We start from the raw sequence: 16,880 nt of genomic DNA, 5'->3' as shown, positions 1-16,880 counted from the left end.
AAAAAATTCGCCCGCCCGCACGCCGAAACGTCTGAATCGATGTACGCGCGTAGCTGCGACGTCATGCGCCCGAATGCGGAATCGTCAGTAGCTTGCGCGGGCCGCTGACGAACGCGCTGCCCGGCTCGAAAAATCGCAACGGACGGTGCATCTCGCGCGACAGGCCGATGCGCGTCGTCACGCCGATCGGTGCGTCGCCTGTCTCGATCACGCCGATCCATAACCCCCGCCCCGTACACAAATCGCAGCCGTCGAACGCCTGGCCGATGCCGAACGCCACCGTCAGCCGGCCGGGTCCGCGCGCGAGATCGCGCAGCGGCACGCCGGGACGGCGCGCTTCCATCAGCGCGAGTCCTTCGAGCGGTTCGATCGCGCGCAGCAGGATGCCGGCGCCGACCTCCTCCGCTTCGGACGACATGTTGAGCATGTAAGACACGCCGTAGGTCAGCCGCACATAAGCATGACCGCGCGCGAGGAACATCGACCCGTTGTACGGACGACGTCCGATGAACGCATGGCTCGTCGAGTCGCCGAGCGGATACGCCTCGGTCTCGACGATGCGTCCGCTCAGGCGTCCTTCGGGCAGATCGTGCACGAGATATTTGCCGACCATGAAGCGCGCGAGTTCCACGGTATCGATCGGCAGATCCTCGCGGCGCAACGGTCGGATCGGAAGAGCTTCGTTTCGCATGCGCTGGGTGTCCTTGAGTCGGTGCTGAAATCGGTGCTGAAACCTACGGCCTCGCGGCAAGCGCGCAGTCGCCCCACTCCCACGTCATCGACCGGTTGCGCTCGACAAATTCGTTGTACCGAAGCCTCATTTTCTGCGCCATGGAAGTCAACATGGCACCAATTGTTGTATTGTGTCCATCCGGCCGGTCACACGGCCGTTTGCATGTTTCGGCGCGCGCTTCGCGGCTCGCTGAAACCGCGTGTCGGCTGAAAGCGTTCGCAGACTGCTGTACCTGTTCCATTGGCATGGAATCCCGCCGTACCCGCTGGTGTAAAAAAATCGATCCCATCCGGGGATCGACGTTCTACGACAACAGGAGATGGTTGAATGAAAGCATTCTCGGCAATCAAGATGATCGGCGGCGCACTGGTCGTTCTCGCTTCCCTCAACGCGTACGCGCAAAGCAGCGATGCGGCCGCGAGCGCAGCGCCGGCGGCAATGGCACCGACCGCCAAGCAGACTCGCGCGGCTAATCGCGCGCTGCAGAAGAAGGTCCGCGCGACGCTCGCACGTACGAAGGGCCTGACCGTCGGGAACATCACCGTGCGCGCACGCGAAGGCGCCGTCACGCTGGAAGGCTCGGTGCCGGAACAGGCTCAGATCGAACTCGCGACGAACGCCGCTCAAGGCGTGGCAGGCGTGACGTCGGTGAAGAGCGCGCTGTCGATCCGCGCGATGGGCCAGTAATCCGGTCGAACGGCCGAAGAAGTTGCGGTAACAGCAGCAAGCTGGCGTCGACGGCGGAAAGCTCCGCCGCGACGCCAATTCCCCCTCCGATGCAGCGCTCGACACCATTGCCTCACGGTGCGGCCATCGCACCATCCGACGCGGCGATTCCCCGCGCCCCCGAAACCGCGTTATTTTTAATGCGCTACGCGCGTCGCGATGACGACCCGACCGCGTGGCGACGGCTTCTCGTAACGAGTTATCCCCGATAATTTAATAGCTTAACGTCACTTGTTAAGATATTACTTCAAGTTCATACACGTACCGAAAGGAAGGCCGCATGACTTCGTCCGCGACCGTCTTGCCTCGTTGGACTCTCGTCGCGCCGATCGTTAGCTGGATCGTGCTCGGCGCCGCCTACGCGATGCCGGGCAACACGCTGCTGCTCGCACTGGCCGGCATGTCGTTATGCGCGGCCGTGTTTGCCGCCGTGCATCATGCCGAAGTGGTCGCGCATCGCGTCGGCGAGCCGTTTGGCACGCTGGTGCTCGCGGTCGCCGTCACGGTGATCGAGGTGGCGCTGATCGTCTCGGTGATGCTGACGTCCGGTCCCGAGAAAGCCGGCCTCGCGCGCGATACGGTATTCGCGGCCGTGATGATCGTCTGCAACGGGCTCGTCGGGCTGTGTCTGCTGGTGGGCGGCATCCGCCATCTGGAACAGGACTTCCAGAGCCGCGGCGCGGCGGCCGCGCTGGCAGTGCTCGCGTCGCTGTCGGTACTGACGCTCGTGATGCCGAATTTCACGACCACCAGCCCCGGGCCTGTCCTGTCGCCGTCGCAGCTCGCGTTTGCCGGCGTGTCGTCGCTGGTGCTGTACTGCGTGTTCGTGTTCGTGCAGACGGTGCGCCATCGCGACTACTTCCTCGCCGGCGTGCCCGACGAAGACGTCCATGCCGAGCCGCCCGGCGCGCGCCTCGCCGCCATCAGCGGCGTGCTGCTGCTCGTGAGCCTCGTCGCGGTCGTGCTGCTCGCGAAAGTGCTGTCGCCGGTGGTCGAGTCAGCGGTGCTGAGCGCGGGCGCGCCGCCGGCGGTGGTCGGTATCGTGATTGCGTCGCTGGTGCTGTTGCCGGAAGGACTCGCGGCGCTGCGCGCGGCGCGCGCCGACCGTCTGCAGACCAGCCTGAACCTCGCGCTCGGCTCGTCACTGGCGAGTATCGGCCTGACCATTCCCACCGTCGCCGGCGTGTTCCTGTACATCGGTCAGCCCATCGTACTCGGCATCGATGGCAAGGACATGGTGCTGCTGGCGCTCACGCTGGTGGTCGCGACGCTGACGCTCAGCACCGGGCGCACGACGATTCTGCAAGGCGCTGTGCATCTGTCGCTGTTCGCGGCTTATCTGTTTCTGTCGTTCGCGCCGTGACGCGATGCCTTATCCGGCACGGGCGGACGGCAGCCTCAATCTTCCCAATGCTCGGCGATCCAGTCGCGGAACAGATTCAGCTTCTGCTGTTGCGCGACTGAATCCGGATACACGAAGTAATAGCGCCAGCCGGTCTTCAGCACGGTATCGAACGGCCGCACGAGGCGCCGGGCGGCGACGTCCTCGTCGATTAGCGCGAGGTCGCTGATCGCGACACCGAAGCCCTGCGCGGCGGCGTTGGTCGCCATGTCGAGCGTATCGAAGCTCGGGCCGAGCTCCGCGTCGATCGTCGCGGCGCCCGCCGAATCGGCTTCCGCGACTTTCGCGAGCCACATTTTCCAGTCGCGGTGATCGCGCGTCGGATGCAGCAGCGTGTGGCGCCCGAGATCGGCCACCTGCGCGAGCGGCTTGTCCTTCAGCAGCTCGGGCGTGCAGACCGGCGTCAGACGCTCCTCGAACAGCGACACCGCCTGCACGTCCGCACCGGGCGACGAACCGTAGATGATCGCCGCGTCGAACGGCTCGCTCTGGAAATCGACGTCGTGCTGCCAGGTGGTCGTGATCTGCACGTGCAGATCGGGATAGTCGGACTGGAAGCGCATGATCTTCGGCAGCATCCAGCGCATCACGCAGGTCGGCACCTTGAGCGCGAGATCGGTGCGCTGCCTCGTCAAGCGCAGCGACATTTCCTCGATCCGCGCGAAGCTCTCCTTGACCGCCGGCAGCAGCATTTCGCCCTCGGCGGTCAGCGTCAGCCCCTTTGCGTGCCGCTTGAACAGCGGAAACTTGTAGTACTCCTCGAGCGCGATGATCTGCCGGCTGACCGCGCCTTGCGTCAGGCACAGATGGTCGGCGGCACGCGTGAAGCTGCGATGGCGCGCGACGGTTTCGAAAATCTGCAGCGCGTTGAGCGGCGGTAGGCGTCGCATCGGATGTCCAGGATCAGAAAAAATCATTGCGTGGCTGCGGCAGCGCCCCTCGCCGCCCTGCCCGTCAAGCCCACAGCATACGCGATCGGCTATGCGCGCACGAGTGGGCGCGCAGGCAAACCCGCATGCGTTCGACTCATGGCATGCGTGAAAAACGCCCGTACCGAGGAATGTCGCACCGGCGCGGTGCAAAGAAGCCTTCAGCAATCGCACCAGAACCGAGCTTTCCTCATACCTCGACGCACGCTGGGATTCCTCAGCCAGATCTGGACGTTAACCCGCATAAGCCATCGCCCGTAGCTTCCCGGCGTGTCGCCAAACCGCTCGCCACCGCGTTCGCCGGCGGCGAGCCATGAGCGTACGTCATGCGATCCATGCGCATATTTCGATTGTTGCGTGATTTTGGCAAACCTACAGTGCATCCACGCACGGTAGATCGGCAGCGGTCACGGCGAATCATGGGCAACGGGCGTTCAACACAGGAGACCGCCATGCAGCAGATCAAACGGGGTAGAAGGCAGGCCATCAAGACGATCGGTACGGCGCTCGCGGCATCCGCGCTGCCGATGCCGTTCCTCAACCTGCGCGCGCAGGAGCACAACTTCAGCGGCAAGACGCTGCGCATCCTGACGTGGTCGGACGATACCGGCACGGCCGCGCTGCGCAACATCGCAGCGACCTTCACCGCGAAGACCGGCGCGAAGGTCATCGCCGATCGCGCCGACGGCACCTCCGGCATGGTCGCCAAAGTCAAGGCAGCGGGCGAGCGCCCCACCTATGACGTGATCACGCTCGCCGGCGTCGGCGCCTCCGGCCTCGCCGACGCGGGCCTGCTGATGAAGCCCGACCTCGACCGCCTGCCGAACCTGAAAGAAGTCGCGCCGCCATACCGCACCGGCGCGAACGGCTTCGGCGTCGGCTATCTGCTGTGGTCCGACGGCCTCATCTACAACACCGCGACGGTCAAGACGCCGCCTTCGTCGTACGAGGCGCTGTGGGACCCGAAATACGCCGGCCGCGTTTTCCTGCCGCCGCCCGAGTGGGCCGAAGCGGTCGATCTCGCGATCATCGCCGCGAAAATGAACGGCGGCTCGCAGCAGAACATCGAGCCCGGCTTCAAGAAGCTCGCGCAGCTCAAAGACCACGTGATGACGCTCGGCGAGAACCCGAACCAGGTGGCCGACCTGTTCCGCACGGGCTCGCTCGACATCGGCGGCATCTACTCGCCCGCGTTTTTCCCGGATCAGATCCGCAAGCCCGAATACAAGATGGGCGTGACCTACGGCATGAAGGAAGGCTTCGCGACGCAACTGATGTTCACGGTGATTCCGAAAGCGCATCCGGGCGACACTGACCTGATCCACGCGTTCATCAATCACTCGCTCGACGCCGGTGTGCAAGGCCGCATGGCCGCCGATGTGCTGAACGGCCCAGTGAATTCGAAAGCGATGATTCCGGCCGAGAGCCGCGCGTTCGTGCCGAGCCCGCAGCAGATCGCCGAGAAAGCCGTGCTGCATGACGACAAGGCGCTCGCCGCCGTGCAGCCGGCATGGATCAAGCGCTACACCGAAATCTTCTCGGCGTAACCACGATGCTCGCGCGCTTCCCGCGGCGTGCCGCGATGATGCCGGACGAAGCCGCGCCGGGCCCAGCGCCCGGCGGCGGCGCCTCCGCTTCCGCAGTTGTTGCGACGGCCGTGACCGACCCCGCTGCCGGCGCAACGACGCTCGCGAAAGCGCGCCCGTGGCTGCTACTTGCGCCGATCCTGCTGTTTCTGGCGATACTCGGCGCGGCCGCGCTGGTCGTGCTGCGCATGAGCTTCGGCACGTCCGGCAACGAATGGCGCAGCTTCACGCTGCAGAACTACGCGGACCTGCTCGACGGCTACTTCCTGAAATCGTTGTGGCTAACGCTGCGGCTCGCGTTCCAGAGCATGCTGTGCGCGGTCGTGCTCGCGATTCCGGTCGCGCTCGCGATGGCGCGCACGACATCGCGGCTCGCGCGCCGGCTGCTGCTCGCGGGTGTGCTGCTGCCGCTGCTCGTCAATCTGCTGCTGCAAGGCTATGGCTGGCTCGTGATCCTCGGCCCGGCGGGTCTGCTCAATCACGCGCTGCTCGCGAGCGGACTCGTCGAGCGTCCGGTGATGTTGCTGTATCGCGAGCATGGCGTGCTGCTGGGGCTGATCCAGACCGCGTTTCCGCTCGCCGTGCTGCCGCTGTCCAGCGCGATGCGCGCGGTGTCGATCTCGTACGAGGAAGCCGCCGCGACGCTCGGCGCGACGCGCTGGCAAACGCTGCGTCACGTGCTGCTGCCGCTCGCGATGCCGGGCCTCGTGTCGGGCGCGCTGCTGGTGTTCGCGTACAACGCGAGCGCGTTCGCGGTGCCGCTGCTGCTCGGCGGCCGGCGTGTGCCGATGCTCGCGGTGCTGGTGCACGATCAGGTCGCGCCGCTCTTGAACTGGCCGGCCGCCTCCGCTTCCGGCGTGGTGCTGATGATCGCCACGCTCGCCGTGATGGCGCTGTCGCAACGGCTCGTGCGCCGCACCCAACGTCTGACCGGGGAGCCTCACGCATGAGCACGCCGCTGCCGACCCCGCGCCTGCCGCGCACCGAACCTCATTGGCCACGCTTCCCGCGCCTGCCTCAGACGATGCCCGGCCAGCTCGGCCGCGCGACCGCGCTCGTCGCCGGCGTGGTGCTGTTTCTCGCTGCGCTGCCGATCCTGACGATGATCGCGATGTCGTTCAGCGCGGCCGACACGCTCGAATTCCCGCCGCACGCGTACAGCCTGCACTGGTACCGCGCGGCGTGGCACAGCTTCGTGTCGCCGGACGCGACCGATACGCTGTCGATGGGCGCCGCGCTGAGCACGAGTCTCGTCGTCGCGCTAGCGACGATGCTGATCGCGACGCTGGTCTCCGTGCCCGCCGCGTACGCGCTGTCGCGCTACCGTTTTCACGGCAAGCCGGTGGTCGAGCAACTGATCGCGCTGCCGCTCGTCTATCCGCTCGTGATGCTCGGCCTGTCGCTGCTGCTGGTGTTCAACGTGCTGCCGGTCGAGCTTGGCGTCGGCCGTCTGATCATCGCGCATGTGATCCTGGCGCTGCCGTTCACGGTGAAGAACTGCGCGGCGTCGGTCGCGTCGATCGGCCCCGAGTTCGAGGAAGCCGCGCTCGTGATGGGCGCGAGCCCCGGCCGCGCGCTCATCGACGTGGTGCTGCCGCTGATGCGCCCCGGCATTCTCGCCGGCATGCTGTTCGCCTTCATCGTGTCGTTCAACGAGTTCACGGTGACGTTCTTCCTGTACAGCATCGACACGATGACGCTGCCGGTGTGGCTCTATAGCCGCACGGTGTCGTCGCTCGATCCGACCGTGTTCTGTTTCGCGGTGGTCATCGTCGCGATCGACTTCGCGCTGATCTGGCTGCTCGAAAAGCTGATCGGCGACGAAGGCGTCGCGCTGTGAACCCGCCACCTTGCTGGAGCCTCCGATGACCCATCTGACCTTGCAGGCCGTCACGCGGCGCTTCGGCGCCGTGCATGCCGTCGACGACGTCGACCTGAGCGTGCCCGACGGCAAGCTCGTGTGCTTTCTCGGCCCGTCCGGCTGCGGCAAGACCACGCTGCTGCGGATGATCGCAGGCCTCGAAACGCCGACCGAGGGCAGCATCCATTTCGCCGGCCGCGACATCACGCGACGGCCGGCCAACCGGCGCGACTTTGGGATGGTGTTCCAGTCGCTCGCGCTGTTTCCGCATATGACGGTCGCGCAGAACGTCGCGTATCCGCTGAAGCTGCGCAAGGTCGCGAAAGAGAAGCAAACGCGCCGCGTCGCCGAGCTGCTCGAGCTGATCCAGCTGCCGCACATGGCGAACCGGCCGGTCACGCAACTGTCGGGCGGGCAGCGCCAACGCGTCGCGATCGCGCGCGCGATCGCTTCGGAGCCGCAACTGCTGCTGCTCGACGAACCGCTGTCCGCGCTCGACGCGAAGCTGCGCGAAGCGATGCAGGTCGAAATCCGCCTGCTGCAGCAACGCCTCGGCATCACGACGATCATGGTCACGCACGACCAGCGCGAAGCGATGACGATGGCCGACGAGATCGTCGTGATGGAGAAAGGCCGCATCGCGCAGGTCGGCAAGCCGCTCGACATCTACCGCGATCCGGTCAGCGAGTTCGTCGCCGACTTCATCGGGCTCGGCAACATTCTGCCGGTGCGGTACGACGGCGCGGGCGTCGTGAGCCTGCCGGGCGGACGGCGCATCGCGGTGACGCCGAACCCGAACGCGCCGCTCGCCGATGCGCGGCAGCCGGGTGCGGCCGGCGACGCGATCCGCCTGCTGATTCGCCCCGAGGACATCTGCGTGAAGGCGGCCACGGAAGCACCGAACCCGAACCGGCTGCCCGGTACCGTCACGTTCATTCGCGACGTCGGCGCCTCGCTCGAAGCGACGATCGATTGCGTGGGCTTCACGCTGACCGCCGCGACCACGCCGCGCGAAACGCCCGGGCTCGCGCTCGGCATGCCGGTGCTCGCCGAGCTGCCGCCGCACGCGTGCAAGCTGATCGCCGCGCGCGCCGCCTGATACCCGAACCCATCACACGGCTTTGCTTGAATAACTACCGTATTACGACAGAGGAACACATCATGAACCAGCGCCCCGCTCTCCAATCGACCCGCCGCGTGTTCGCGACGCTCGCCGCGACGCTCGCGATGACCGCGCTCGGCGCGCTGTGCGCGCTGCCGTCGGCCGCGCATGCCGACGCGCTCGACGACATCGCGAAGTCGGGCACCGTGCGCATCGGCGTATTCGAGGACTATCCGCCGTTCGGCTCGATCGGTCCGGACATGAAACCGGTCGGCTACGACATCGACGTCGCCAATCTGATCGGCAAGGCGCTCAACGCGAAGGTCGAACTGGTGCCGGTCACCGGCGACAACCGCATGGCCTTTCTCGCCGACCACAAGGCCGACATGTTGCTGTCGGTCGGCCAGACGCCCGAGCGCGAAAAAGTGATCGACTTCTCGCAGCCGTACGCGCCGTACTACCTCGCGGTGTTCGGCCCGAAGTCGCTGCCGGTGAAGACCGCCGCCGACCTCGGCGGCAAGTCGATCTCGGTCGCGCGCGGCACGCTCGAAGACCTGAGCGTGACGAAGATCGCGCCGCCGTCGGCGAACATCAAACGTTTCGACGATCCGAACGGCGCTATTTCGGCGTTTCTTTCTGGTCAGGTACAGTTGATGGTGGTCGGCAACGACGTCGGCGCGACGATTCTCGCGCGGCATCCGGCGAACGATCCGGAGCAGAAGTTCGCGCTGTTCAGCTCGCCCGATCACGTCGGTCTGAACAAGAACGAGCCGCGCCTGAAGGCGAAGGTCGACGAAGCGATTGCCAAGGCCCGCAAGGACGGCACGATGAACGCGATTTCGCAGAAGTGGTTGCGCGCGCCGCTGCCGGCCGATCTTTGAAACCTGTGGCGTGGCGCCGTGAAGGCCGCGCCGCGATCTGATCCTACGATGGGCACGAGGCCATGACTTACGCGTTCGATTTCAGCGGCTTCGGCCTGTATGCGGGGATGCTCGCGCGCGGCGCCGCCGTGACGCTCGGCCTCACGGCCGTGTCGACCCTGGCGGGCGGGCTGGTGGGGATCGCCGGCGCGAGCATCGCGGCGGCCGGGCCGAAGTGGGCGCGCTGGCTCGTCGCGAGCTACGTCGAGCTGATCCGCAACACGCCGTTTCTGGTGCAGTTGTTCTTCGTGTTTTTCGGCCTGCCGAGCCTCGGCATTCATATCGACGAGATAGAGGCCGCGATTCTCGCGATGACCGTCAATCTCGGCGCGTACGCGATCGAGATCGTGCGCGCCGGCATCGATTCGATTTCGCGCGGTCAGGTGCAGGCCGCGCAGGCGCTCGGCCTGCATGGACGCCAGGTGTTCCGCTACGTCGTGCTGCCGCAGGCGCTCGCCAACGTGTTTCCCGCGCTGCTCGGCCAGGTGCTGATCGTGATGCTCGGCTCGGCCGTCGTGTCGCAGATCTCGGTGCCCGACCTGACCTATGCGGCGAACTTCATCCAGTCTCGCAACTTCCGCTCGTTCGAGAGCTACGTGATCATCACGGCTGCCTATCTGCTGATGTCGATCGTGTTGCGGCAGCTGTTGAACCGCTTCGGCCGCGGGCTGTTCGCGGGCCGTGCGGCACGAGGTAACAACAGCAGTAGGAGCGGCAACGACGGCTTGCCGCGCAACTGGCGCAGCCGCCTGATGTGGCGCGGTGCGCGCACCCTGCCGACGGAGCGCTGATCATGGCCGAATTCACGCTGTGGGACATCGCCCGCAACCTGCTGCTCGCCGCGCGTTGGACCGTGCTGCTGTCGCTGATCGCGTTCGTCGGCGGCGGGATCGTCGGGCTCGTGCTGCTCGCAATGCGCGTGTCGCCGATCGCGTGGCTGCGCCGCATCGTCGTGCTGTACGTCGAGGTGTTTCAAGGCACGCCGCTCTTGATGCAGCTTTTTCTCGCCTTCTTCGGCTTGCCGCTCATCGGCATCGACGTGTCGCCGTGGGCCGCCGCGACCGTCACGCTGACGCTCTATACGAGCGCGTATCTGGTCGACATCTGGCGCGGCTGCGTCGAAGCGGTGCCGCGCGGTCAGTGGGCCGCGGGTGCGAGCCTCGGCATGACGTTCGGCCAGCAGTTGCGCTACATCGTGTGGCCGCAGGCGCTGAAGATCGCGGTCGCGCCGAGCGTCGGTTTTCTCGTGCAGGTGGTCAAGAGCACCGCGCTCGCGTCGATCATCGGCTTCGCCGAACTGACGAAGACCGGCACGATGATCACGAATGCCGCGTTCCGGCCGTTTCCGATCTACGGCATGGTCGCGATGATCTACTTCGCGATGTGTTTTCCGCTGACCTGGTATGCTCGCGTGCTCGAAAAGCGGCAGAAGGTGGGACAGCATCGGTGACCCTATCAACAAACGTGTTTGTTGTTGTCACTCCGGTCGATTTTTGGGGACCGGAATTGGCACAACACTGGAATGCGGAAGATGATCCGAATAGGCTTGCTTCACTAGTCCGGCACCAGCGTCGTATCGGTAAATAATGTATCGCTCGGGAGACTCGTTCCGCCCGCTATTGGGTATCAGTACGACTAACCCTTTCGGATCGAGATAAATGGCGGCTGGGCGTTCGCGCTCGGCGAAATCGACGCGCTCCCATCGCCCCGCCTTCGTGTTGTAGCGGATCGCAACGCCTTGGAGATAGTTCGATGTGAATTCGCCGGATATCACGAATACGCGCTCCTTTGAACCGATACATGCCACCTGTATTTCATCGCCCCGCGATTGATCCTCGTCCCCGCATAAAGTCGTACCGGCGCGGTGCTGTTCTTGCTGAGATAGAAAACCGACGTGCTATCTATGGGATGATCGCGCAGCAATGCGAGCGTATGACTCTGATCGCTTCCGAGTCCGCAACGCGTGACCACTTCCATACCGATAGCGGATTGCGAATCGGCGACGTAGCCAATACACAGGATCGCGATAAAGGCGGCTATTCTCATTTCGCCATATCCGGAAGGGGTTGCATTGAATCGGGATCGGCGCTCAGACCGTCCGCGCACCCCGTGATTTTCTTATAGTAGACGCCGTTGGACAGGCCGCGATAGCGTTTATACGCTGCATTTCTCCATTGGATTTCCTCGTCAATTTTCTGGCAATGCCCCACAATCTGTCTCCTTGTGCCAAATTCCTCCCCCGCAACCAACCGAAATCATTGAAGGGTTACAACGCATCGGCGTGTAACCCTTTTTTTGTTTTTGCGACTTTCTACTAATTGTCAAGACCTGACCCGACTCACGTGTGATGCAATGGCATCGTTGCGTGCCCGGTATGCCGGGCCGCCGATGGATGCGCTTACGGTGGTGGTGAACCGGTGCTGTGATGGCGTCAAGCCGACGCCTGATGAATACCGGGCCGCTATGGAACAGGCGGATGAAGCCGGCAGGCGCGAACAGCTGTTGCAACTGCTGGAGAAGATCGCAGCGGAACAGCGCAAGTGGCATCGTGGCGGATCGCCCCTGAGGCCCACTCTCTGGAATCACGCGTAACCGCGAAAGGCCCGCTCGCCCGGCCTTTTCGCAGGCAAAGCCCCGCCGAAGCGGTGGTAGCGAGCCGAACTCAGAGATCAACGAAACGCGGCAACAGGTCTTGGTCGGCGAGGCGAATTTCGATATCATTAGCCGAATTGACGTGCTCCCGGTTGTTCACGTCAAAGACTTCATCCGTCACGCTGACGATGATCGTGCCTTGCTGCTTGCCATCGCACATGACAGGGATAAGGGCGCGCGCTTCGGGCACTTGGGCGGCTGTGAGAGCGTGCGGTAGGTAGAGCATCCAGCTTACGCCGGGACGATTATCGAAAACCGAGTTGGCAAAGTACTTGCGTGGACCGAAGATGGCATAGGACGGCGCATACACTTCTACGACTTTCGTGACAATCTGCGCGACGGCTTGATACCCCCCAAGTCGAGATGAATCATTTGATCTTTCTTTGACATTAAAGTCGAATTGTTGGGAGAAACCATCTCCACCATCGATAGATATCGTGAATGAAGCACCATCTTTCTGTGCCGCCCCATTCCAAATCCCAATTGATTTTGGATCATCCCTCGATTTTCCCTTGTATTCTTTTGTCATCTCATCAATGGCCGTAGGCAAAGGTTGACGATTCTCTCCGTAAACGCGATACCGAAGCGCTTCCTCGGCGCTGCCCCCCTGGATATACCACTCCTTAAGCATTGCATCTTGACTTGCAAGTGCATCAACTACAGGCCTTAAGCGACGCAGATGAAATTCGAAGTCGGCATTGGGTAAATTGGGCGTATCCCTATACTGAGCAAATAGATTCATTGCGATCTCAAGGTTGGTAGACAGAAGGGACGCCGTTTTTCAGCAGCGTTGGCATTATGTATTCCCTTGCTTTAGGTGTCCCAATAATGCCGGGACTTCGGACTCATACCGTACCTGCGCGTGACTTCATCGCCCTTCTCTGGTGGGCACTTGCATGGCCTTTCGCGCTCGCGGCTCCGGTCACGCGGTAGTTCGCCCCATCCGCCGTCTGCACCCGCGCCAGTGCCGCTGCTGCCCGCAGGACCAGCAGACGGTGCGGTGGTGGGGACCGGAACAGGTATTGGCATTGCCTGCGCCATTGCGTTTGCTGCGCGTGCGAGCGTCGCCGGGAATGGGATACCCATCAGCGTTTCTCCTTCATTTCCTGTTGTCTTTTACCCGTCGCCTGTAGCAGCATTTCGAATCGCTGTTCAGCCGGAACGCCTGATTTGTGCAGCCATGCTATGACCGCCGGAATCCAGTAAAACCCCGGCGTGGTTGCTTCCGCATACAGGAAATCGACTATCGGCACGTCACGCGTAAAGCGGAGTACCTTTGTTTGCGCGAAGGCCGCATTAAGCCGGTCCCGCAAGGTCTGATCATTGGCCAGCGCGGGATAGTCGCGCACGATATGACCACGGATAAAGTCCACATAGTTACGGTCTTCGTAGTCTTTCAGAAGCGCCCATTGTCCTTCAGTAAATTCCATTGTCGTTGATGGTGAACCGTCGTCCTTCGTTGAGGGAGTGCCAAGCTTCGGCAGCCCTGAAAAGATCGCGCTCGCTTTTGCCGTGGCATACCGCATTGAGCGCATGCAACACCCTGGGGTCCCAGAAGCGCAGCAGAGCGGATCGTCCGTCCGGTATTCGGGTATTCAGGTGCGGGCGCAGCTTTGCGGCCTGCCTCTCCAGGCTCTCTGAGGTGATCAGCCAGATCACGCCAGGGCGGGCCTGTTCGAGTTCGCGCAGGTTCGCAAGATGGTCGGGTGTCGTCTTCGGATCAAACAGCCACGGCCCCGCGTGTGCAAGTGCCATGTCGTTCGTGCCCGCGAACAGCGAAACCGTCCTATCGTTTTCGGGCGTGAGTTGCTGGCCGGTATGCTGCTGGTACTGGATGCCATCCACTAGCGCCAGCACGCGGCCACTGAAGTGCCGTTCCCCGTACTGGCGAAGCTGTTCATTGACAGAGGTGGGAATCATCAGCGTTCCAGGGTCATCGCGCCTTGCCCGGCAGCGTGGATCATGCATTCGAGACAGATAGACGACTGCGGAAGCGCCGACCGGGGCGTTGCGCGGTGGATCGATAACGGGCCTTTTTTCTGCGCGGAATCAGGGGAGCGTCCGCGACAATCGCATGCCCACGCGTAACCGAGGGCCTCGGCCATGTCGTAGCCATTTGAATACGACCGAAGCCTATCGAACGGAAACCATTCGCCGGTTTCGGCGTTCAGCGCAATTGCGGACGGCATTGGCGGGAAGTTTGAGTAGATTGAATAGGTGATACGGCAAAGCTGGCACTCTTCCTTACCCCCGGTTTCATCCTGTTTCTGCTGCTCCATCTGACCTCTGCTGTTTTCCAGAAAACACCCGACGAATTAACCATCTAAAAAGCGACACGGTCAACGACTTTAAATTGAGATAACGCAGTTTTGACAGACTTTCATAATTCTGAAGGCTTCAGGCACATTCTTGCTGGCGCAGGACTAAAATGATTGCATCCAGCCGCCTGTGCCGTTATTGATTGACGCCGATTAGTACTTTGTCCATGATGCGTCCATATCCGCCAGTTCACTTTTCAATATTTCTTTCACTCAATATGGATACCGCAATCCTTTCGTCAATCGTTGCTGGTTCGGCCGCCTTGCTCGGCGGCGCTCTCACCGCCGTTATCCAGACGCAGACGCAGCGGAGCAATCATCGCTTTCAGATCGAGCAGGAGACATTGAAACGGAATGGCGAGTTGCGCGAGAAAGAGAAAGCTCTTGCCCTTGAGCGACTGGCTACAGTGCATCGGCAGTTGACCGCCATAGGTCGAGAGTTCTCACAAGACAGCATAGATATCAACTGGCGCGCTGAAATGGGCGAATATGAATATGATCAGCGCTACCTGTCTATCCGCAAGGAAACCGATGAACTGCGAATGATCTGTGGGCTTTACGAGCCGTCTCTGTACGACGACGTTGAAATGCTCCACGGCGAAATGAACTTGTTCTGGGGAAACTTCAAGAATGTCCTGTACCTAACGGCTCATGAAAAAAGAGTCGATCACACGACGCCGTGCCTCGACCGCGCACACTCGGCCGCAATGGAAATTTCCCGACAAACGTCGGCATTGAAGGCGCGCCTAGCCGAACGAGCGCGCCATTACCGATCGGCCGGCTGATTCAGCATCGGCCCGCGTCGCACGGAGCGCCGACCGCAGCGCCAGAAAGCTGACGACCCGATGCCCCGGCCGCCCCAGCATCTTGCGGCCCGGCCGGCGCCTGCCAAGGCGAGACGTGAATGGTTCGCGTCGAATAATCGGTACCGTTCAAGCCGAAAAGCAGGCCCAATGCCAGCAATGCGGTGACCTCCGCGATGCGCAGCATCGGCGAGGCACGGCGCAAATCCATGAAGTAGATCGCCACCAGCAACCCCTTTGCCACTGCGATAAACAGGTTGATCGCGCTATTCCACGCGCCCAGACGCAATGCATGCAACGGCTCGACGCGAAACTGCCGATTCGCTGCCGACATTTGGTTTTCGGGAGTTCAAGTCGGAGCATCTCCGGGATCAGACCGCCATGCGCGAGCGAGCGCCATCTCATGATCGCCCGCTGACCCCGGTGGATACGTCCTGCCGGGAAGCGATCCTGATGCGCGAGACGAACCACGCCGCGAGCACGAACCACCCCGCTGCGACGACGAACGCGACGACATAGGCGGGTCCGGCACCGGCAAACGCCTTGACCCATGACAGCATCCACCCGGTGGCGGCAGGGCCGAGGATCTGCGGTAGCACCATCGACACTTGCCAGATGCCCATGTCCTTGCCGCTGGACGCATCGTCTGGCAACACTTGCAGCGCGAGTGCCCAGTCGACGGCTTGATAGGTTCCGTAAGCGGCGCAGAAAACCAGCCCGACTGTGATCACCAGCAACAGGTTTGGATGCAACGCCAGCAGGACGAAGCCAATCGCAGCTCCGGCCATGATCCAGCTGGTCAGGCGGACAACGGGAACGACGCCGTGCCGGTCGGCGAGCCGTGCGCCCAGCAGGCTGGCCGGGATCGCTAGCACCACGCCGACGCCAAGCAGCCCATTCAGGAGACTGGTCGGATGACGAATGCCGATCACGTCCTGCAGGTAGTACAACATGAAGGTGAAGATCGACCAGATTCCCATGTTACCGAACAGACGGGTTACCAGCACCCAGTAAAAGTTTCGGTGCAGACGTGGATCGAGATAGAACGAGCGCATGAACGTGACGAGCTCGAACCGTTGTCGGGATCTGACAGGTGTCGGCTCGCGAGAGCCGCGAATCGTCAGCCAAAGGCAGAGCAACATGATCGCAATGAACGCTGCAACCGTAGGATACAGGTGGCCCGGCGAATAGAGGACAACGAGCACCACGTTGCCAGTGATCGTGCCGAGCACGGTCATCACGTTGAGCCACGCGCTCGCGCGGTTGGTTTCCTGTTTTGGCACGACATCGGGCACCAGCCCGGCGTACGGCCCCGCCGCCCAGTTCCACCAGAACTGGAGATGCAGGAACGCGAGTGTATACATCCATAGACTCCCCCCGCCGTTGAATGAACCAAGCCATACCAGTGCAACCGCAATGCCGAACACGCCGGCGACGAGAAACGGTCGCCGGCGTCCATGTTTTGCAGAGCAGCGATCTGAAAGCGCGCCTGCCAGTGGCGCCACGATCATCGCAATGAATGCGCCGGACGCAATGACGGAGCCGGCCACGCCTTCCTTCAACGCGGCATCGCGTCCGAGCATATCGGCGACCTGTGCCGGCACGAGTACCGGAACGACCGTCATCCATTGGGTAAAGAGCGCAAACCACAGCGACGCGATCTGTATGTGACTGAGCGTCGACAGGCGAGAAGCCGACGGTGTGACCGACACGTTTCGGGCTTGACTGGGTAGGGTCATGTCGGAAGTCCATGAGCTTCGCGCAGAGACTTCGACGCCGCACGGCGGACGAAGGTCGTGGCCAATTCTGGGAGCCGTTCGACCACGACGGGGACTCCCATCGGACCAA

General features: G+C 62.8%; 20 protein-coding genes. 11 read left to right on the top strand and 9 right to left on the bottom strand.

What is annotated here, in order from left to right; all coding sequences use genetic code 11:
• Positions 1-61: 61 nt before the first annotated feature.
• Complete coding sequence (locus F6X40_RS22145) at positions 62-691, bottom strand: DNA-3-methyladenine glycosylase (protein ID WP_184033983.1); 630 nt, start codon at positions 689-691, stop codon at positions 62-64.
• A gap of 369 nt (positions 692-1,060) precedes the next feature.
• On the opposite strand from F6X40_RS22145, the gene F6X40_RS22140 reads away from it, so the two are divergent.
• Both F6X40_RS22140 and F6X40_RS22135 read left to right on the top strand, forming a co-directional pair.
• Positions 1,061-1,420 (top strand): BON domain-containing protein, encoded by a 360-nt coding sequence (locus tag F6X40_RS22140; RefSeq protein ID WP_184069346.1) that lies wholly within the window; start codon positions 1,061-1,063, stop codon positions 1,418-1,420.
• Between the two features lie 319 nt (positions 1,421-1,739).
• Positions 1,740-2,822 (top strand): calcium:proton antiporter, encoded by a 1,083-nt coding sequence (locus tag F6X40_RS22135; protein WP_184069344.1) that lies wholly within the window; start codon positions 1,740-1,742, stop codon positions 2,820-2,822.
• A gap of 35 nt (positions 2,823-2,857) precedes the next feature.
• Here F6X40_RS22135 and F6X40_RS22130 read toward each other — a convergent pair whose 3' ends face one another.
• The gene (locus F6X40_RS22130; protein ID WP_187629231.1) at positions 2,858-3,751 is read right to left on the bottom strand and encodes a LysR substrate-binding domain-containing protein; all 894 of its coding nucleotides are present in this window, start codon (positions 3,749-3,751) and stop codon (positions 2,858-2,860) included.
• 491 nt (positions 3,752-4,242) lie between these two features.
• Between F6X40_RS22130 and F6X40_RS22125 the strand changes: the two genes are divergently transcribed.
• The 7 genes from F6X40_RS22125 to F6X40_RS22095 all read left to right on the top strand — a co-directional run bounded on the left by F6X40_RS22125 (position 4,243) and on the right by F6X40_RS22095 (position 10,709).
• On the top strand, positions 4,243-5,337 hold the full coding sequence (locus tag F6X40_RS22125) for a PotD/PotF family extracellular solute-binding protein (protein WP_018420888.1): 1,095 nt from the start codon (positions 4,243-4,245) through the stop codon (positions 5,335-5,337).
• 5 nt (positions 5,338-5,342) lie between these two features.
• Positions 5,343-6,326 carry an ABC transporter permease gene (locus F6X40_RS22120; RefSeq protein ID WP_187629257.1) on the top strand — a complete coding sequence of 328 codons (984 nt, stop codon included), beginning with the start codon at positions 5,343-5,345 and terminating at the stop codon, positions 6,324-6,326.
• Positions 6,323-7,216, top strand: a complete 894-nt coding sequence (locus F6X40_RS22115; RefSeq protein WP_187629230.1) for an ABC transporter permease — start codon at positions 6,323-6,325, stop codon at positions 7,214-7,216. The genes F6X40_RS22120 and F6X40_RS22115 overlap by 4 nt, the downstream gene beginning before the upstream one ends.
• A gap of 25 nt (positions 7,217-7,241) precedes the next feature.
• Positions 7,242-8,336 (top strand): ABC transporter ATP-binding protein, encoded by a 1,095-nt coding sequence (locus F6X40_RS22110; RefSeq protein ID WP_187629229.1) that lies wholly within the window; start codon positions 7,242-7,244, stop codon positions 8,334-8,336.
• Between the two features lie 62 nt (positions 8,337-8,398).
• Positions 8,399-9,220, top strand: a complete 822-nt coding sequence (locus tag F6X40_RS22105; protein ID WP_187629228.1) for a transporter substrate-binding domain-containing protein — start codon at positions 8,399-8,401, stop codon at positions 9,218-9,220.
• A gap of 62 nt (positions 9,221-9,282) precedes the next feature.
• Positions 9,283-10,050, top strand: coding sequence for an amino acid ABC transporter permease (locus tag F6X40_RS22100; RefSeq protein ID WP_184034003.1), 768 nt, complete (start codon positions 9,283-9,285; stop codon positions 10,048-10,050).
• Positions 10,051-10,052: 2 nt separating this feature from the next.
• A complete protein-coding gene (locus F6X40_RS22095) occupies positions 10,053-10,709 on the top strand; it encodes an amino acid ABC transporter permease (RefSeq protein ID WP_187629227.1) in 657 nt (218 codons plus the stop codon).
• Between the two features lie 27 nt (positions 10,710-10,736).
• On the opposite strand, the gene F6X40_RS22090 is transcribed toward F6X40_RS22095, so the two are convergent.
• Positions 10,737-11,033: a hypothetical protein gene (locus F6X40_RS22090; protein ID WP_187629226.1), complete on the bottom strand. Its 297-nt coding sequence runs from the start codon at positions 11,031-11,033 to the stop codon at positions 10,737-10,739.
• Between the two features lie 578 nt (positions 11,034-11,611).
• Here F6X40_RS22090 and F6X40_RS22085 point away from each other — a divergent pair.
• Entirely contained in the window at positions 11,612-11,851 is a 240-nt protein-coding gene (locus F6X40_RS22085) for a hypothetical protein (protein ID WP_184069335.1), read from the top strand.
• A gap of 70 nt (positions 11,852-11,921) precedes the next feature.
• On the opposite strand, the gene F6X40_RS22080 is transcribed toward F6X40_RS22085, so the two are convergent.
• From F6X40_RS22080 to F6X40_RS42445, 4 genes are all read right to left on the bottom strand, one after another.
• Positions 11,922-12,653: an immunity 52 family protein gene (locus F6X40_RS22080; protein ID WP_187629225.1), complete on the bottom strand. Its 732-nt coding sequence runs from the start codon at positions 12,651-12,653 to the stop codon at positions 11,922-11,924.
• 343 nt (positions 12,654-12,996) lie between these two features.
• Positions 12,997-13,341 carry a hypothetical protein gene (locus F6X40_RS22075; RefSeq protein ID WP_187629224.1) on the bottom strand — a complete coding sequence of 115 codons (345 nt, stop codon included), beginning with the start codon at positions 13,339-13,341 and terminating at the stop codon, positions 12,997-12,999.
• A complete protein-coding gene (locus F6X40_RS22070; RefSeq protein WP_187629223.1) occupies positions 13,328-13,831 on the bottom strand; it encodes a DUF4123 domain-containing protein in 504 nt (167 codons plus the stop codon). The genes F6X40_RS22075 and F6X40_RS22070 overlap by 14 nt, the downstream gene beginning before the upstream one ends.
• A complete protein-coding gene (locus tag F6X40_RS42445; protein ID WP_260336501.1) occupies positions 13,831-14,190 on the bottom strand; it encodes a hypothetical protein in 360 nt (119 codons plus the stop codon). The genes F6X40_RS22070 and F6X40_RS42445 overlap by 1 nt, the downstream gene beginning before the upstream one ends.
• A 257-nt stretch (positions 14,191-14,447) precedes the next feature.
• On the opposite strand from F6X40_RS42445, the gene F6X40_RS22060 reads away from it, so the two are divergent.
• Positions 14,448-15,014 carry a hypothetical protein gene (locus F6X40_RS22060; RefSeq protein ID WP_187629222.1) on the top strand — a complete coding sequence of 189 codons (567 nt, stop codon included), beginning with the start codon at positions 14,448-14,450 and terminating at the stop codon, positions 15,012-15,014.
• 1 nt (position 15,015) lies between these two features.
• On the opposite strand, the gene F6X40_RS22055 is transcribed toward F6X40_RS22060, so the two are convergent.
• Both F6X40_RS22055 and F6X40_RS22050 read right to left on the bottom strand, forming a co-directional pair.
• Positions 15,016-15,366, bottom strand: a complete 351-nt coding sequence (locus tag F6X40_RS22055; protein WP_187629221.1) for a cytochrome C oxidase subunit IV family protein — start codon at positions 15,364-15,366, stop codon at positions 15,016-15,018.
• 67 nt (positions 15,367-15,433) lie between these two features.
• Complete coding sequence (locus tag F6X40_RS22050; protein ID WP_187629220.1) at positions 15,434-16,771, bottom strand: MFS transporter; 1,338 nt, start codon at positions 16,769-16,771, stop codon at positions 15,434-15,436.
• Positions 16,772-16,880 lie beyond the last annotated feature (109 nt).

The organism is Paraburkholderia sp. UCT31, from assembly GCF_014397655.1.
In the GTDB taxonomy this organism is placed as follows: domain Bacteria; phylum Pseudomonadota; class Gammaproteobacteria; order Burkholderiales; family Burkholderiaceae; genus Paraburkholderia; species Paraburkholderia tuberum.
This window is presented reverse-complemented; position numbering and strand designations above follow the sequence as displayed.

What these genes read in the sequence shown, in the direction of transcription:
- F6X40_RS22145 (WP_184033983.1), bottom strand. Translation starts at nt 691, where the DNA reads ATGCGAAACGAAGCTCTTCCGATCCGACCGTTGCGCCGCGAGGATCTG.
- F6X40_RS22140 (WP_184069346.1), top strand. Translation starts at nt 1,061, where the DNA reads ATGAAAGCATTCTCGGCAATCAAGATGATCGGCGGCGCACTGGTCGTT.
- F6X40_RS22135 (WP_184069344.1), top strand. Translation starts at nt 1,740, where the DNA reads ATGACTTCGTCCGCGACCGTCTTGCCTCGTTGGACTCTCGTCGCGCCG.
- F6X40_RS22130 (WP_187629231.1), bottom strand. Translation starts at nt 3,751, where the DNA reads ATGCGACGCCTACCGCCGCTCAACGCGCTGCAGATTTTCGAAACCGTC.
- F6X40_RS22125 (WP_018420888.1), top strand. Translation starts at nt 4,243, where the DNA reads ATGCAGCAGATCAAACGGGGTAGAAGGCAGGCCATCAAGACGATCGGT.
- F6X40_RS22120 (WP_187629257.1), top strand. Translation starts at nt 5,343, where the DNA reads ATGCTCGCGCGCTTCCCGCGGCGTGCCGCGATGATGCCGGACGAAGCC.
- F6X40_RS22115 (WP_187629230.1), top strand. Translation starts at nt 6,323, where the DNA reads ATGAGCACGCCGCTGCCGACCCCGCGCCTGCCGCGCACCGAACCTCAT.
- F6X40_RS22110 (WP_187629229.1), top strand. Translation starts at nt 7,242, where the DNA reads ATGACCCATCTGACCTTGCAGGCCGTCACGCGGCGCTTCGGCGCCGTG.
- F6X40_RS22105 (WP_187629228.1), top strand. Translation starts at nt 8,399, where the DNA reads ATGAACCAGCGCCCCGCTCTCCAATCGACCCGCCGCGTGTTCGCGACG.
- F6X40_RS22100 (WP_184034003.1), top strand. Translation starts at nt 9,283, where the DNA reads ATGACTTACGCGTTCGATTTCAGCGGCTTCGGCCTGTATGCGGGGATG.
- F6X40_RS22095 (WP_187629227.1), top strand. Translation starts at nt 10,053, where the DNA reads ATGGCCGAATTCACGCTGTGGGACATCGCCCGCAACCTGCTGCTCGCC.
- F6X40_RS22085 (WP_184069335.1), top strand. Translation starts at nt 11,612, where the DNA reads ATGGCATCGTTGCGTGCCCGGTATGCCGGGCCGCCGATGGATGCGCTT.
- F6X40_RS22080 (WP_187629225.1), bottom strand. Translation starts at nt 12,653, where the DNA reads ATGAATCTATTTGCTCAGTATAGGGATACGCCCAATTTACCCAATGCC.
- F6X40_RS22075 (WP_187629224.1), bottom strand. Translation starts at nt 13,341, where the DNA reads ATGGAATTTACTGAAGGACAATGGGCGCTTCTGAAAGACTACGAAGAC.
- F6X40_RS22070 (WP_187629223.1), bottom strand. Translation starts at nt 13,831, where the DNA reads ATGATTCCCACCTCTGTCAATGAACAGCTTCGCCAGTACGGGGAACGG.
- F6X40_RS42445 (WP_260336501.1), bottom strand. Translation starts at nt 14,190, where the DNA reads ATGGAGCAGCAGAAACAGGATGAAACCGGGGGTAAGGAAGAGTGCCAG.
- F6X40_RS22060 (WP_187629222.1), top strand. Translation starts at nt 14,448, where the DNA reads ATGGATACCGCAATCCTTTCGTCAATCGTTGCTGGTTCGGCCGCCTTG.
- F6X40_RS22055 (WP_187629221.1), bottom strand. Translation starts at nt 15,366, where the DNA reads ATGTCGGCAGCGAATCGGCAGTTTCGCGTCGAGCCGTTGCATGCATTG.
- F6X40_RS22050 (WP_187629220.1), bottom strand. Translation starts at nt 16,771, where the DNA reads ATGACCCTACCCAGTCAAGCCCGAAACGTGTCGGTCACACCGTCGGCT.